The 15,926-nt window shown below is 55.0% G+C and carries 12 protein-coding genes; 4 read left to right on the top strand and 8 right to left on the bottom strand.

Going from position 1 to position 15,926, the window contains the following annotated elements:
• Positions 1–250: 250 nt before the first annotated feature.
• The 5 genes from MKX63_RS20365 to iolC all read right to left on the bottom strand — a co-directional run bounded on the left by MKX63_RS20365 (position 251) and on the right by iolC (position 8,677).
• Complete coding sequence (locus tag MKX63_RS20365) at positions 251–2,518, bottom strand: helix-turn-helix domain-containing protein (protein ID WP_341019625.1); 2,268 nt, start codon at positions 2,516–2,518, stop codon at positions 251–253.
• 598 nt (positions 2,519–3,116) lie between these two features.
• Positions 3,117–4,013 carry a myo-inosose-2 dehydratase gene (gene iolE / locus MKX63_RS20360; RefSeq protein ID WP_341023151.1) on the bottom strand — a complete coding sequence of 299 codons (897 nt, stop codon included), beginning with the start codon at positions 4,011–4,013 and terminating at the stop codon, positions 3,117–3,119.
• A gap of 93 nt (positions 4,014–4,106) precedes the next feature.
• On the bottom strand, positions 4,107–6,134 hold the full coding sequence (gene iolD, locus MKX63_RS20355; RefSeq protein ID WP_341019623.1) for a 3D-(3,5/4)-trihydroxycyclohexane-1,2-dione acylhydrolase (decyclizing): 2,028 nt from the start codon (positions 6,132–6,134) through the stop codon (positions 4,107–4,109).
• A gap of 23 nt (positions 6,135–6,157) precedes the next feature.
• The gene (locus MKX63_RS20350; protein WP_341019622.1) at positions 6,158–7,618 is read right to left on the bottom strand and encodes a CoA-acylating methylmalonate-semialdehyde dehydrogenase; all 1,461 of its coding nucleotides are present in this window, start codon (positions 7,616–7,618) and stop codon (positions 6,158–6,160) included.
• Between the two features lie 48 nt (positions 7,619–7,666).
• Complete coding sequence (gene iolC / locus MKX63_RS20345) at positions 7,667–8,677, bottom strand: 5-dehydro-2-deoxygluconokinase (protein ID WP_341019620.1); 1,011 nt, start codon at positions 8,675–8,677, stop codon at positions 7,667–7,669.
• A gap of 272 nt (positions 8,678–8,949) precedes the next feature.
• Between iolC and MKX63_RS20340 the strand changes: the two genes are divergently transcribed.
• Positions 8,950–9,141, top strand: coding sequence for a hypothetical protein (locus tag MKX63_RS20340; RefSeq protein WP_341019618.1), 192 nt, complete (start codon positions 8,950–8,952; stop codon positions 9,139–9,141).
• 507 nt (positions 9,142–9,648) lie between these two features.
• Here the strand turns inward: MKX63_RS20340 and MKX63_RS20335 are convergent.
• From MKX63_RS20335 to iolG, 3 genes are all read right to left on the bottom strand, one after another.
• Positions 9,649–10,659, bottom strand: a complete 1,011-nt coding sequence (locus MKX63_RS20335; RefSeq protein WP_341019615.1) for a LacI family DNA-binding transcriptional regulator — start codon at positions 10,657–10,659, stop codon at positions 9,649–9,651.
• A 464-nt stretch (positions 10,660–11,123) separates the two neighbouring features.
• Positions 11,124–11,954, bottom strand: a complete 831-nt coding sequence (gene iolB, locus MKX63_RS20330; protein WP_341019613.1) for a 5-deoxy-glucuronate isomerase — start codon at positions 11,952–11,954, stop codon at positions 11,124–11,126.
• Between the two features lie 39 nt (positions 11,955–11,993).
• On the bottom strand, positions 11,994–13,043 hold the full coding sequence (gene iolG, locus MKX63_RS20325; RefSeq protein ID WP_341019612.1) for an inositol 2-dehydrogenase: 1,050 nt from the start codon (positions 13,041–13,043) through the stop codon (positions 11,994–11,996).
• A gap of 207 nt (positions 13,044–13,250) precedes the next feature.
• Between iolG and MKX63_RS20320 the strand changes: the two genes are divergently transcribed.
• From MKX63_RS20320 to MKX63_RS20310, 3 genes are all read left to right on the top strand, one after another.
• Positions 13,251–14,237, top strand: coding sequence for an alpha/beta hydrolase (locus tag MKX63_RS20320; protein WP_341019611.1), 987 nt, complete (start codon positions 13,251–13,253; stop codon positions 14,235–14,237).
• A gap of 35 nt (positions 14,238–14,272) precedes the next feature.
• The gene (locus MKX63_RS20315; RefSeq protein WP_341019609.1) at positions 14,273–15,283 is read left to right on the top strand and encodes an alpha/beta hydrolase family protein; all 1,011 of its coding nucleotides are present in this window, start codon (positions 14,273–14,275) and stop codon (positions 15,281–15,283) included.
• Positions 15,284–15,440: 157 nt separating this feature from the next.
• Positions 15,441–15,896, top strand: a complete 456-nt coding sequence (locus MKX63_RS20310) for a DinB family protein (protein ID WP_341019608.1) — start codon at positions 15,441–15,443, stop codon at positions 15,894–15,896.
• Positions 15,897–15,926 lie beyond the last annotated feature (30 nt).

Raw genomic sequence — 15,926 nt, 5'->3', positions numbered from 1 at the left:
TTTCGAAGGTCTGACAATAAACCTGTTTCGGATGCGGCAAAGCGCCTGAATTCGGACATCCGGTTTATCAGACCAACCATTTTCGTACAATAAACCGCTTTCATATGGGCAAAAATACAGGCCGCATCGCTATTCGCCCCCTTGTTCAAAGGTTGGCGTAAGAGAAATGCGGCCTGGACCTTACACGAATGCGGCAGATGATTCCCCTACTGCACCGGCTAATGGAATTCCTTCATTATTACAGCTTGCTCTAGTCCTGCGGCTCCATTCTGGAGGCTGCTTCGCGGCGTCTGGAGGAACGGTAATCGCCCGGCGTGATACCGGCAATGCGCTTGAAGACTCTGCCGAATGAAATGGCATTCGCATATCCTACTTGAAGCGCGATATCCTGCAGGGAACAATCCGTATCGGTCAGCAGCTGCTCGGCTTCCTTCATCCGCAGCTCGGTGAGGAAATCCACGAACTTCATTTTGAATTCAGTCTTGAACAGATAGCTGGCGTATTTGCCGGAGACCTGGAACCGGTCACTCAGATGCTTCAGCGAAAGATCGGGATTAGTGAAGTTCTCTTCGATATAATCCTTCATCTCATTGACCATGGCCCGGTAGCTCTTCGTTTCGCTTGCAGAGACATAGGTACGGAATAAATCGGTGACATACTCGAAGAGAATGGTCTTCACTTCATGCAGCGCCTCGGCCTCCTCCAGCTGCTTCAGCCGAACTTCTGCATTCTCCGCCGACAGCTCATCCTGCAGCTGCTCAGACATCACCGCCACTTCGCGGCTCAGCATCTGCAGCATAGCTTGGATCAGGGAACGGATATCCTCGTCCTTCAGGAAATCCTGTTCGAACGACTCGAAGATCCGTTCCAGCTGCTCCCGCCACTGGCCGCTCGACATGCGGAAATACTTCACGAATTCAGCAATCATCTGCAGATATTTATACGTCTCAAGCAGCGGCTGGCGCACTTCACCGCTGCCTGCCAAGACGATATCCTCATGAATCAGCAGCTTGTGCTGCATCACATATTCGGCTGCCGCATAAGACTCGCGGATCATCCCCGGCCCGGCGGCGGCTGAGCCGATGCCGAAGCTGAGCGAGATCCGCAGATTCTGCTCGACCCAGGAGCGGCAATCCTCCGCGAAGACCCGGAGTTTGGACTCCATCTCATGATCGCCGCCGGTTGCCAGGAACAGGATCGCTGCACGTTCGGTACCCACCCATTCTGCCCATCCCTGCAGCTCCGCATTCCGCGCCAATTCCTGGAATACATTCATCAGAGCAAATTTCAGCGTATTCTGATCCCCCCGGGTATACCGGTCCTCGAATACTTGCTCATAGCGGTTAATCTCCCCAAGCACAACGATGAAGCGCGAGGAAGCATTCGCACCGGTAAGCGGAGACAGCTCCTCCAGCCGCTGGGTCACCTGCTCCAGCCGCTCGCTGTGCAGCAGATCAGTGAACAGCTTGCTGCGCTGAAGCAGCAGGTTCTCCCTGGTTTTGGTATCATAATCAGTCATGTGGTTGATCAGATCCTCCAGCACGCCGTCAATCAGCATCATCTCGTCCGGCCTGTCGGTAGACTGATCCATCATGCGGATCTGATGGCCCTCAATCCGGTTCATAATCACCTGGATCGGCTTATAATTGCGCCGGGTTACATAGATCAGATACAATACTGCACAGACCACAGTTCCCACCGCAATCGCTACCCAGAGATAAGAGATCACAGAGACCCAGCTGAACAGATTCCCCGCCTTGATTCCGCTCTCAAACGTCCAGCCGTTTCTCTCCAGCTTAAGTGTGTTCAGCAGCTTACCGTCAGCCGCACCTTGCGTATCGGAATGGGCCTGGTACACGGTGTTGCCATTAGCGTCCAGAATCGTCATGAACGAGAGCTGCTGGTTAACCATGCTGTCGATGAGCTGCTCCAGTGCACTCATTTTGATATTAATGACCAGTATCCCCCCGGAGCCGAAGGGGAGCGGCATTGCTTTATTGGTTGTCAGCACACGAATTTCTGTACGCTGGGACAGATCCGAATGGTAATCCCTGACCGGCTGCCAGCCTTCCGGAACTGTAGGATTCGAAGTCATGGCCCTGATCCAGTCCTCGTCGGCGAATCCCTCCAGCTCCTTCAGCCCCGTATCGGTTAGAACGCTTCCACGCACACGGTCATACAAATACACCGACTGGATATACGAGGATTCCTTAATCAGATTGCGCAGACTCAGGGCCACAGCATAGATAGTCGATGTGTCCGTCACTCCCTGATTATTGAAGTATAGCTTGTAAGCATCGCTCCGCTCTACCGCATCGAGCACCGACAGCTCAGCTTCCTTGATCGTCCGGTCTACACTATCCCTGAGATAGCTGGCGGAGATGCGGTCTGCCTTCTTCGTTTCCGTCCGGGAGATATCATTAATAAACACAAAAGAGGCAAAGATCAGAATCGTCACCGTCAGCAAAAATATAGGGAAATAAGACAGCAGCAACCGGCGATACCAGGAACGGAACATTCGACAACCTCCTCCACAACCATCAGGATACCCGGCCGTATCCGGCCGCTTCATATATGCTTCGTCCAAGGCTGCTCTGCGGCGGCTCTCCGACATAAGATCTATTTCAACTCCGGCAGCTTCTTCAACTGACCGCCGTTCGAATTCCTGCCATTATAGCACATACGCTTCTCCTCCAGCTAACCAGATAAAGTCAACTCCCCCCGGGCCTTTTTCCCCGCCATACCCCTGCAACCGACTCCGGCACTGCCTTCAACCCACTCGGCCCCGCCTGCAACCGACTCCGGCACAACAGGTGGATAAATGTATCTTATTTATTCAATTGCTTACGTTAATACCCAAGCAAGTGGAAAAACAGCATTTAATCGTATCGCTAATGGCACTTTGAATGAAATGTGATTAAATTAAGTGCTGTTTTTCCAACTGCTGTTGTACCAGGATTCATTCTTCCGGCAGCAAGTGGAGTAATTCCAACTAGCTCCACCCGTAGCTTCCACCTGATCGATGGATTTCATGAAAAAAAGGAGCGCGCACAGCCGCAGCTGTGCACCCCCGCATATTCCTGCCCTTCAGACATACAGGCTGCCACCCGGATGTCCTACAAACCGCTATGTTCCCGGATATACCGCCGCGCCTTGATCGCATATTCCAGCGGATCGGCCAGCGCGGGGTCCTGCTCCGCTTCGACAACGAACCATCCCGTATAGGGCGAGGCAGCCAGTTCGGCAAAAATCTCTCCGAACGCGATACAGCCATCACCCGGTACGGTGAAGGCTCCCGCTTTTACCGCCTGCAGGAAGCTAAGGTTCTCCGCCTTCACCCGCTGGACCATCTCCGGCCGGATGTCCTTCAGATGCACATGCTTAATCCGCGGCAGATGCTCACGCAGCACCTCCAGCGGATTCTCGCCGGAGAAGGCCAGATGCCCCGTATCGTATAGCAGCGACACTTCATTAGGATCTGTAAGCTCCATCAGCCGGGCAATCTCTGCTGCGGTCTGCACCCCGGTGCCCATGTGATGGTGATAGACCAGCGACATATCTTTCTCCGCCGCCAGCCGCCCAAGTCCGCCCAGCCCCTCTGCGAGCGTAGTCCATTCGCTATCGGTAAATACCGGCTTATCAGCGAACAGCGGCGTATCCATCTGCCCCTGAATGCTCCGGCCCTGCTCGGATACGACTATGACCTTGGCGCCCATCTCATGCAGGAAATCCCGGTGCGCTCTGAACGCTTCAGCCGTCTCTTCATACGGCCGCACCGTCAGAAAGGCGCTGAACCAGGCACTGGCGATACTCAGGCTGCGCAACGCAAGCGCCCGGTGCAGCACCTCCGGGGAGCGCGGATACTTATTGCCCACCTCGCTGCCCTCATATCCGGCAAGCGCCATCTCGCTGATGCATTGCTCGAACGTATTGCCGCCTCCCAGCTCAGGCATATCATCATTCGTCCAGGCAATCGGAGCGATCGCCAGCCGGACGGCATTGTCTCTGAACATGCTCATGTTCTACCCCTTCCACACTCCCAAGTATGGCAGAATCCTTGATGCACTGTGCGCCGTCTGCCTGCTTCACGCACATGCAGCGCCCGCTTAGTAGCTCCGGGCTTTCTCAAGTCCGCTGCGTTTCCGGTCATAAGCCTCCTGTACGGCTTCCTTACCGGACACCTCCGCAACCCCGACATTCCACCAGGCGTCATACCCGTGGGTCATCGTCTTCGGCAGCACTTTGATATCGATCAGCGTGGAACGCTCCGACTGGCGGGCCGCAGCAAGGGCCGTGCGAAGCTCCCCAACTGTTGACGCGCGGAAGGTCTGCACTCCATAACCAGCCGCACTCGCCGCATAGTCAATTCGCATCAGGTCGCCGCTGAGCTGGCCGTCCGGTTCGCGGTAGCGGAATTCTGTAGCCATGCTCTCCATTCCCTGCTCCATCTGCAGGTTATTAATGCAGCCGAAGCCTGCATTATCCAGCAGAAGGACGTTAATCTTCCGGTTCTCCTGTAAGCTGGTTACCAGCTCGGAATGCAGCATCTGGTAGCTGCCGTCCCCGACCAGCGCATAGACCTCACGCCCCGGCTCAGCCAGCTTGATGCCCAGTGCCCCGGCAATCTCATAGCCCATACATGAGAAGCCGTATTCCATATGATAGGTATCCGGCACCTCCGAGTTCCACATCCGCTGCATATCTCCCGGCAGACTGCCCGCCGCTCCAATGACAATCGCATCCTGCGGAATAGCTTCATTAATGATCCCCAGCACCTGCGTCTGGGTCAGCGAAGTGTCCAGCACCTCTGCATATTCCGGGAGCTTCTCATCGAGATGTCCGGCTACTTCGGGGGTGAACGACGTTGTAGAGCGCTCCGCTCCCGGCACACCAGCAGCGGCGTTATCGTCAACAACACTCTCCACAGACGCGCTGCCCGCTGGCACGCTATTCCCGGCATTCCCCGGATACTCCACGCCAGCTAAACGTTCTCTCTCCGCAGCCCATGACTTCTTCGCCTGGGTGATCTCATCCGTGTACGCAGAACGGTATCCCCGCTCCTCCAGCGCTGCGGCTAAGGCGTTCAAGCCTTCGGCAGCATCGCAGACCACCGCCAGCGCGTCCAGCTTGGCCGCATGATAGGGCGAAGCGTTCAGCGTCAGGAATTCCACCTCGGGATGACTGAACAGACTCTTCGAGGCGGTGGTGAAGTCCGTAAAACGGGTGCCGACGCCGATCACCAGATCGGCCTCCGGGGCCAGCGCATTCGCGCAGCCGTTGCCGGTGACACCGATGCCGCCGAGGTTGTACTCGAAGCTGCTGGCTACGGCACTTTTACCGGCCTGGGTCTCTCCGAACGGAATGGCGAATTTCCCGGCAAAAGCACGCAGCGCCGCTCCGGCATCCCCATACCGGACACCCCCGCCGCAGACCAGCAGCGGCCGCTGCTTGCTGGCGATCAGCTCAGCCGCAGCCGCGATCTCCTGCGGGTGCGGCAGCCGGGCGATGACCCGGTGAATCCGCTTGCGGAAGAAATCCGCCGGATACTCCCAGGCTTCGCCCTGCACATCCTGCGGCAGCGCAATGGTAACCGCCCCGGTATCTCCCGGATCGGTCAGCACCCGCATCGCGCTGAGCATTGCCGACATCAGCTGCTCCGGCCGGGTCACCCGGTCCCAGTATTTGCTGACTGCCTTGAAGGCGTCATTAACCGTGATCGACAGATTATGCGTATGCTCCATCTGCTGGAGCACTGGGTCAGGCTGGCGGGTAGCGAAGGTATCTCCTGGCAGCAGCAGCACAGGAATCTGATTCGCCGTTGCTGTTGCAGCAGCCGTCAGCATATTAGCAGCTCCAGGACCTACTGAAGCGGTGCACGCCATAATCTTCCGTCTGCGGCTCTGCTTGGCGAATGCCGTTGCCGCGTGAACCATCCCTTGCTCATTGCGTCCCTGATAGACGGTCAATTCACCCGGCGCTTCCTGCAGGGCCTGCCCCAATCCAAGTACATTGCCATGCCCGAACACGGTGAATACCCCGTGCACGAAGCGTTCCGGCCCGCCGCCGTAATCCACGTATTGCTGATTCAGAAATTTAACCAGCGCCTGCGCTGTCGTTAATCGGATACGTTCCACTTCATGTCCTCCCTTCGCCTTGTCTACTGCCAGCGGGCAGTGACGACTTTTTTGCGCGTATAGAATTCTACTCCGTCGCTTCCGTTCGCATGAAGATCGCCGTAGAACGAATCCTTCCAGCCCGAGAACGGGAAGAAGGCCATCGGCGCAGGCACTCCAACATTGACTCCCAGCATGCCGGACTCGATATGTTCGCGGAAGTAACGGACTTTACCGCCATTATTCGTAAAGATGCAAGCCCCGTTCGCAAACCGCGAGCGATTCGCAATCTCCACCGCCTCAGCCACACCCTTCACCCGGATCACTGACAGCACCGGCGCAAAAATCTCCTCCTGCCAGATCTTCATCTCCTCCGTCACTCCGTCGAACAGCGTAGGTCCGATGAAATAACCTTCTCCCTGCACCGCCGCATCCTCACGGCCATCCCTGAGCAGCTTCGCGCCTTCGGCGATTCCCTGTTCAATGTAGCTAACAGTTCGCTCTTTATGGCCTTGACGGATCACCGGCCCCAGGAACGTATCCTCCTCCAGTCCATTCCCGATGGTCATGCTATTGCACTCCCGCAGCAGGATCGAGATCAGCTCATCAGCGACTTCCTCCTGTACCGTTACTACCGAGCAGGCCATGCAGCGTTCCCCGGCAGAGCCGAAGGCCGCATTCACTATCTGGGAGGCTGAGGCTTCCAGGTTCGCGTCCGCCAGCACGATCGAGTGGTTCTTCGCTCCGGCCAGCGCTTGCACGCGCTTGAGATGGTCCGTTCCTTTTTTGTATACATATTCCGCCACCGGCTGTGATCCGACAAAAGAAATCGCCTTCACATCCGGGTGCTCCAGCAGCCCGTTCACCACCTCATGCGCGCCGTTCACCACATTCAGCACACCCTCCGGCAGTCCGGCTTCCTCCAGCAGTTCCGCAAGGCGGGCTGCCAGCAGCGGTGTCCGCTCCGAGGGCTTCAGCACAAAGGTATTGCCGCAGGCAATCGCCAGCGGGAACATCCAGCAAGGCACCATCATCGGGAAATTGAACGGGGTAATCCCGCCGACCACCCCGATTGGGTAACGGTACATCCCCGACTCGATACCAGTAGCAATATCCGGCAGCTGCCGGCCCATCATCAGTGTCGGAGCACCCGCCGCGAATTCTACGCATTCAATGCCGCGCTGGACCTCGCCGTAGGCTTCTTTGAAGCTTTTGCCGTTCTCCATGGTGATGATCTTCGCCAGCTTCTCCCAATTCTCGACCAGCAGCTGCTGATATTTGAACAGAATCCGTGCTCTGCGCGGCACCGGTGTTGCGGACCAGCCTGCAAAAGCTGCCTTAGCCGCCGCCACCGCCCGGTCCACATCGGCTCTGCCGGATAGAGGCGTTCTGCCCAGCAGCTCACCTGTGGCCGGATTCACTACCGGCTCCGTCTGCTCCGTATCGGCTGTTACCCATTGCCCGCCGATATAATTTTTGAGTACTTGTGCCGTTTGCTCTGTCATTTATGTCCACTCCTTCGGTTCTATATAAAGTCTGCTGACTACCCTTGCTTATTGCGCTCCTGCTGTAACCTCCTCGTTGGTCCGCAGGAATTCCTCCAGCTCCTCCAGGGTTGGCATCGCATCGGAGCAGCTGTGGCGGGAGATGACAATGGAGGCCGAAGCACTGCCGCGCCGCATCGCCTCGCTGACACTGTGCCCGCTCATCAGAGCGTGGATGAAGGCTGACGCATAGGAATCGCCTGCACCGAACGTCTTGAGGACCTTAGCCGGGAAAATCCCGCTCCGGTGGCTCTGCCCATCCGCTGTATAGCCGATCGAGCCGCTGCCGCCGTGCTTGATGACCACCAGCTCTGCCTGATGCGAGAACCAGCGGGCTGCCGTCGCCTGATCATCCGCGCCTGCCAGATTGTACAGATTCTCCATCATGTCGAATTCTTCGCGCGTGCCGATGATGCAGTGGCTTTTCTCGGCAGCAAGGTTATAGTAGACCGCCGTTTCAGCGGCTGATGTCCAGGTATAAGGGCGGTAATCGAGATCAAAGAACACGGTCACGTTATGCTTGCGGGCGAATTCCAGCGCCAGGAACACCGCTTCGCGGGAAGGACTCTGCGCCAGCGCCGTGCCGGAGATGAGCAGCGCCTTGGAGCTGGCGATGTACTCTTCTGAGATCTCCTCCGTGTTCAGCAGCAGATCGGCCACATGGTCGCGGTACATCAGAATGCTGCATTCCTGCGGGCTCTTAATTTCTGTAAAAGCCAGCCCCGTCACCGCACCCGTCCGGTCCACGCAGACCTGGCTGTCGTCGATGCCATCCTTTTGCAGATAGCTGCGGATGAACCTGCCCATCTGGTCGTCGGCCAGCTTGCCGATGAAGCCGGTACGCATACCGAGCCGCGCTGCACCGATGATAATATTGGCCGGAGAGCCGCCGACATATTTGGTGAAGGTCATCGTCTCTTCCATCGGCCGCCCGGTCTCATTGGCGTTCAAATCTATACACAACCGGCCAACAGCAACTACATCCAGCCGCCGGTCAGGGTCGAACTGTAAACCCTTCATAGTGATGCCTCCTTAATCAAGCTAGGGAAAAGATAGTTCATTCGGCAATACGAATGGCTGTAAATCGTCGTCAATTGGACAGTGAAGCTGTGAATCGTACAGTGGAGCTATCATCGCGCAGGGAAGTTGTAATTCGTACAGTGAAGCTGTACATCGCATAATGAAGTTATAAATCGCACAATCGTAAGAACAGAGTGTTTCATTTCATCTCTTGGGGGGAGGGTAAGCGCTTAACCTAATTTTCTACTTTAGTATAGTTTAGAAGCGCGCTTTTGGCAATCCTCAATTTGAAAGCGATATCAAAAATCGGGTGGAAGAAGTTGAAGGGGAAGAGCCCCCCACGGAAAATAGGTGGAAAAACGCAGCTTAATTCATCGGTTTTTGTCGATAAGGAGCAAGCAAGCGGAAAAACAGCAACTACTCTGATTGATTTTGCCGCCGATGTGGATATCGGGATTATTTAAGTGCCATTTTTCCAACTGCTGTCCCTCTGGCGGGCAATCGTTCCTCAGTAGTTGTAGTAAATCCACTTGTTCTCCGCCTTAGCACACGCTGATGCCTAACGGGGAGAGTCGGCTGGCACATTGTATTCGGTTTTTCGCATATATCCTCACCCACGTGCACTCGTCCGGCACATTGTATTCCGTTTTCCGCATACATCTTGCCCACGCGCATTCGCCCGGCCCAATGTATTCGGTTTTCCGCATACCTCCGCCCACTCATAGGCTCACTAGCCCATTGTATTCCGTTTTCCGCATACATCTTGCCCACGCGCATTCGTCCGGCCCAATGTATTCGGTTTTCCGCATACCTCCGCCCACTCATAGGCTCACTAGCCCATTGTATTCCGTTTTCCGCATACATCCGGTCCACGTCCCCCACACACCTGCGCTCTTCCACACTACTACAGCACACAAAAAGGACCTGCTCCCAGCCGCAGCCGGAACAGGTCTTGAGTAGATAGTGTGTGGTTAGTGCGGAACCGGACCGGTCGAATGGCGGATGACCAGCTCGGGCATCAGCATGATTTTGCGCTTGGGGCTGGCGGGGTTGCTGATCGCTTCATTCAGCAGAAGCATCGCCTGCTCGGTCATCTCGCGCAGAGGCTGGGCGATACTGGTCAGCGAGGGATGGCAGATTTCGGCCAGCATCGTATTGTCGAAGCCCACTACGGACAGGTCGCGGGGAATCGACAGGCCGGCACTGCGCGCCTCCTTGAGCACCCCGATCGCCAGCAGGTCATTGCAGGCAAAAATGGCGGTCGGGCGTATCTCTTGTGCCTGGTTCAGCATTTCTGCCGCTGCCGTGCGTCCGTTCTCCAGTGTAGCCGAGGTGTGGATCAGATTCGCCGGATTGTCAAAAGAAATCCCTGCCGCCTTCAACGCATCCAGGAACCCCTCCACCCGCAGCCTGCTCCCCGGCAGATTGTCAGAGATCACTCCCAGTCTGCGGTGACCGAGGGACAGCAAATATTCCGTGGCCTGATAGCCGCCTTTGTAATCATCGACGGTGACACTGTTGCCCTCCAGCATACGGATATCGGCTGAGAACAGCACGAGCGGCACATGATCAGCCACCATTCCGCGAATCAGCTCAGGATTCCCCGTATGAGAGGCAATGATCAGGCCATCCACCCGTTTACGCAGCAGCAACGAGATGTACCGGGCCGCCTTCTCGTCGCTGCGGTCAGTACTGCATACGATTAAGTCGCTGCCCTGCTCCTGGGCAACATCTTCGATGCCGCGGGCTGTCTCCGCAAAAAAAGGATTGGCAATATCGGGAATCATCAGCCCGATGGTCCCCGTCCGGCGGCTGGTCAGAGCAGAAGCTACCAGACTGGGCTGGTAGTTCAGCTCCTCCATGACCCGTGCTACTTTTTCCCGCGTCTTGTCGCTGATCCGGCCGCTCTTATTCAATACCTTCGACACCGTAGCGATAGAGACGCCTGCTTCCCGTGCCACATCATAGATTGTAGGTTTCATGGTTTAAGCCCGCCTTTGCGTTCATGCCTTCTAATAACTAGATTATAAGGAAGTCCTCCAGCGCTGTCTATTTCAACAGGTGTGCCGCCACAGATTGGTTTACCGGTTAACACAGGTCAGCTCCGCCAGTTCGCGCAAGTCCTGTTACTTTCCGCAAATCCTGCACATAATGCAACATCCTCTCTCCGCATAGTCTCCAAACGCAGAATTGTTGTACTTTTAGCAGGATTCAGCCTTCTTCTGGCAACCTTCTGGAGATATTGTTGCATTCCCTGCAACATCTCTGCCAAACTTCAGCTATCTATTCCTCATTGTTGCAAAAAATACAGCATTTCGCACAGAAGCCAACTCCGAATCACTACATCGGCAGCATCGCACAGCTTCATTTGGATTGTAAAGGCAGAAAAGGCCTCCGCCCAGCGGAAGCCTTAAGATTACTCTATGAAACTGCCTGCGTCACCCGTTCACTCTTCCTTGGCAGGCCCGCCTGCACCCGGCTTGAACAGCCACTCATGATCGGGATCATTGTGGAACACCCACGTGCGGACGGGTCCGGCCATTACGTTAAGATAATAGGAGTCATATCCCGGCGGCGCAGAGACAGGGTGATACCCCTCCGGCACCAGCACGATGCTCCTATCCGGGACAGCAATAGTCTCGTCGAGACTGCGGTCATCATTGTAGACCCGCTGCACCACGAAGCCCTTGGCGGGATTGACCCGGTGATAGTACGTTTCCTCCAGGTAGGATTCCGCCGGCAGGTTATCCTGGTCATGCTTGTGCGGCGGATAGCTGGACCAGTTGCCGCCGCCCGTGCGCACCTCGACCACCAGCAGGCTCTCGGCTACGCTGTGCTCCGGCAGGATATTAACGACTTTGCGGGTCATGCTGCCATAGCCGCGGTCCTCGATTGCCGCATCTGATGGGGTAATCAGCCGTGCCGGATATTTACCGCTTCCCGGAGCAAGGCAGACCCCAAGCTCCAGCTCTGTCAATGCGCTAACCTCATAATGCGCTCCCGCCGGAACATATACAGCATAAGGAGCCTTGTCTTCAAAGACCGACATCCGTCCGCCGATGTCGGCGAACCGCTCGCCATCCACCACTATATCTGCTTTGCCTGCCAGCAGCACCAGGCAGATCTCTTTCCCACCGCTATCACGTTCCAGGGTAGCCCCGGCCTGCAATTGGTACACCTCGAACCCGACATATTTCCATCCGGCGCTCTCCGGGCTGACCGCAGCGATACAGCCATCCTTATCCGGCGCTCCGGCCTTAACGAGTAAATCAGGCATCTTCGTTCATCCTCCTCTGTCTTCAATATCTGTATCCGCTTACAAGGCTTGCAGTTCAGAAAACCCTGCTTCCGCAGCAGTCACAGACAGCTTGACGGGAAGTCCGCTCAGATACGATTGTCTGGCCGCTTCAGCAATGAGCTGTGCGGCTTCGCCGTCACGGCCGCTGCAAATGACAGGCTCCTGGAGCCTTACCGAACGGGCAAATGCAACAATCTCCTCCATAAATGCCTGGTTATAGCGCTCCAGGAAGAAATGCTCCGGCTGATCGCGGGTAACCGAAGTCGCGGTGGATACCTCCACTGTTGTCGGGCGGCAGTTGTCGGCCGTTGCCGAACCCAGCGTCCCGAAGACCTCGACCCGTTGATCATAGCCGTATACAGCCTTCCGGCTGTTGTCGATCACACAGATCGCCCCGTTCACGAATGTCAGTGTAATGACGGCGGTGTCCACATCCCCGCAACGGCCGAACATCGGATCAATCAGATTCGCCCCCCGGGTGTAGACCTCGGCCACTTCACTGCCTACCAGATAACGGGCCATATCGAAATCATGAATCGTCATATCCATGAACATTCCGCCCGAAGACCGTACATAGGCCTCACCGGGAGGCTGCGGGTCACGCGAGGTGATCTTCACAATATGCGGATTTCCCAGTTCCCCAGATTGAACCAGCCGCTTCAGCTTGCGGAAGCTGGGGTCCATCCGGCGGTTGAAGCCCACTTGCAGCAGCACACCAGCGTCCTCTGCCGCCTGCAAGGCCCGCTGGGTTTCTTCCGAGGAGAGACTGATGGGCTTCTCACAGAAAATATGTTTACCCGCAAGCGCAGCCCGCTCAATCCAGGACGCATGCGAATCGGTCGGCGTGCAGATGAACACCGCTTCAATCTCAGGATCATTCAGTATATCTTCACCCGCAGCAAAAACAGAGCCAAGCCCCCTGCTCTCTGCCCAGGCCAGCAATTCCTCACTCATCATAGCTTCAGCTATGGACTTCAGCTTGAACGACGGCATCGCACGCAGATTGTCAGCGTGGAGGCGGCCGATTCTCCCCGCACCGATAATGCCAACTACAATCGGTTTAACCATGTTCGCTTATCCTCCTCAGAGGGTAAGCGCTTAACCTTCCCGAGAATAGTATACTTCATGCCCGGGAAAGCTTCAAGCAAATCTTTTCTCCAAAAGATCAGATAAGCGTAGGCCGAAATAAAATAGGAAATGGATACTGTGAGATTTCTCTTTAACAATCAAATGAATCCTATAATATGCAAGTTAGAACAGGAAATGAGGTGTCTCATGAGCAAAATTAATTATACCGAAAGCCTTCTTCGTGTAATTATCTCTCTGATCGGACTTCCATTCACATGGATTCAAGCGGCTCTTTCCAGATACCTTCTGTATAAATATAAGGCTCCAGGAGAAATAATCTCTGTGGGAACACACCGTCTCCATGCGATTGTTGCCGGCAGCAACACGAGTAATCTTCCGACGATTCTATTGGAATCAGGAATGGGCGGTTGTGCTCTGGATTGGTCGCTGGTTCAGCCCGTATTAGCCAAACATACCAAGGTCCTCTCCTATGACCGGGCCGGGTTCGGTTGGAGCACTACACCTATCAGTGAGCCGACTTGCGAAGGCTATGTCCGTGATTTGCGGGAATTACTAACGCAGCTTGAATTAGAACCCCCATACATCCTTGTAGGGCACTCCTATGGCGGAATGATCATGCGGCTGTATGCTTCTAAGTATCCTGAAGAGGTCTCCGGGATTATTCTTGTGGACTCCACACATGAGCAAAGATTCATCGAATCCACTTTTGATCAAATCAGATATGAAGAGCGGCTGCGGCACCTGAGACGACTGCGAATGGGTTATCTTTGGTCCCCCATAGGGTTGCCCCGTCTATTAAAACAACATATTGGTGCAAAACGGTTACCTCCACCTGTCCAACAAAAAGTGACTGCTCTGGGATATCGGAATAATGCGTATAAAGCGGCTTATCTGGAATCTCTCTGCACCATAGAAAGTGCCCTCCAGTTAATAGAGTCAGAGCCTTTAGATTCGGAATTACCAGTCATCGTATTATCCGCCGGAAGACAAAATGAAGATTGGCAACAATCACAGAAGAAGCTCCTCCAGCTAACCGGAAAGACGCAGCAGATCATCGCCACGGATAGCTGGCATTCCATTCAACTCTATCAGCCGCAAGCTGTGATCGATTCGGTACTGAGTCTATTAAGAGAACATCACCGCAACCAAACAGACAAGCAGGCGTCTATCTAGTAGGAATATATATCCATTAAGAAAGGTGAGCTATAATGATTGGAAGATTCATAAGGGTTCTGGAAGGAAGCCCCAGACTCGTTATTAGTATTTTTCATCCGGCAATCGGGGGAGATCCGCTGAAGGGTATAGACCTGTACGCACCTTGCCAGGCAGAGGCAGCTAAGCTTTTGACAGAGATGGGTGTTGATCTGGACAACCTGAATATTGCCAGTGTAACAACAGGCGGGGCATTAGCCGTACAATCAGGGGGGTACCCCGTCATTCTTTTCTCGCCTGGATTCGGTGTAGAACGCGATATGTATCTTGGAGTGATATCCAAACTAGTCTCCAAAAATCACGTGGTAGTTACGCTGAGCGCTCCGCAGGAGTCCGTCTTCACCGTATTTCCAGACGGCAGCTATGTCAGGCAGGCACCGGAAATGGCGGAGCTGGCAAGCAGTGACTACACCAGCTGGTCCCGTCTGCTCCACAACCGGGTTCAATATATAATCGCAGTTATGGATCACCTTAAGGTGCTTAACCGCTCCGATACTGAGCTAGCCGGGCTGTTCGATCTGGATAAGGTTGCTGTCATGGGACATTCGCTCGGAGGTGCCGCCTCCCTTGAGGCCGCCAAGCAGGATCGCCGGATCAAGGCTGCTGTCCTGCTCGATCCCAGTTTTCACCTCATACGCCGGGAAGACGGACAGTCCTCTGTTCCCGTTCTGCTGCTGCGGCAAGAAGCTTCGGCATACCGGGAGATGGCAGCCTCTATGAATGAGACCATTGCATCCGATTATATCGACGGGCAGCGCTATGCCTTCAACTCTCTGAACAACGCCTATTTCTATCGGGTAAAAGGGGCTCAGCACATGTCTTTTTCCGACATTCCGCTTCATTACAATGATCAGCATGCAGTTCCCGTTCATGCCGCTACCGCAGAAGCTGCAACCGCATTCATGAAGGCGGTGTTTGATAAGAGCGATCTGCCTCCGAATGCAGCATCACAGCTCAGCGAAACCGTCATTTCCATCAATTCAGAGGGTGATCCTGCAGAAGCCTAACATGAATTGATGCCCAGACATCCATTGACCTGGGAGGGCATTCTGTATGAAGATCAGACTTAGCGGCTATAATCCAGGTGGAGAAGAGAGCTCGATGGAACTACAGGCGCTGTCTTGGTTCGCAAGCAATGAAGTAAACTCAAAAGGAGGAAATCAAATGAAGACTATCATGCGCATGATGGACCATCTGTACTGGGCAGACGGGCGGATCTTGGACGCACTTGAAGCGAGTCACACGAAGGACACGGAGCTTCTCAAGCTGGTGCGGCATGTGGCGGTTGCAGAGCAAGTCTGGCTGTCGCGATTGCAGGGCAAGAGCAACGCAGAGTATTGGTTATGGAAGGAAGCGGAAGACCTGCCGGAGATCCGGCGAATGTTCGAAGCTAACGCTAAGGAATACCGCAGCTATATCGGCAAGCTGGAAGAATCTGTGCTGGATCAGATGATCAGCTACAGCAGCCAGAATGGACATTCGTTCCAGACCTCTATCCGGGACATCCTGCTGCAGGTGCTTTTACATGGGCAATATCACCGGGGGCAGATCAACCGGGCCCTCCGGATGGAAGGCGCAGAGCCTGCCCCTGTGGATTACATCACATTCGTGAGGCTCTAGCTCTGCAACTACTAATGAACAAGGAGCGAA

It is taken from the genome of Paenibacillus sp. FSL R7-0179 (assembly GCF_038002265.1).
In the GTDB taxonomy this organism is placed as follows: domain Bacteria; phylum Bacillota; class Bacilli; order Paenibacillales; family Paenibacillaceae; genus Paenibacillus_AQ.
Note: the sequence above shows the minus strand (reverse complement) of the source record. Positions and strands in the feature narration are given on the sequence as shown.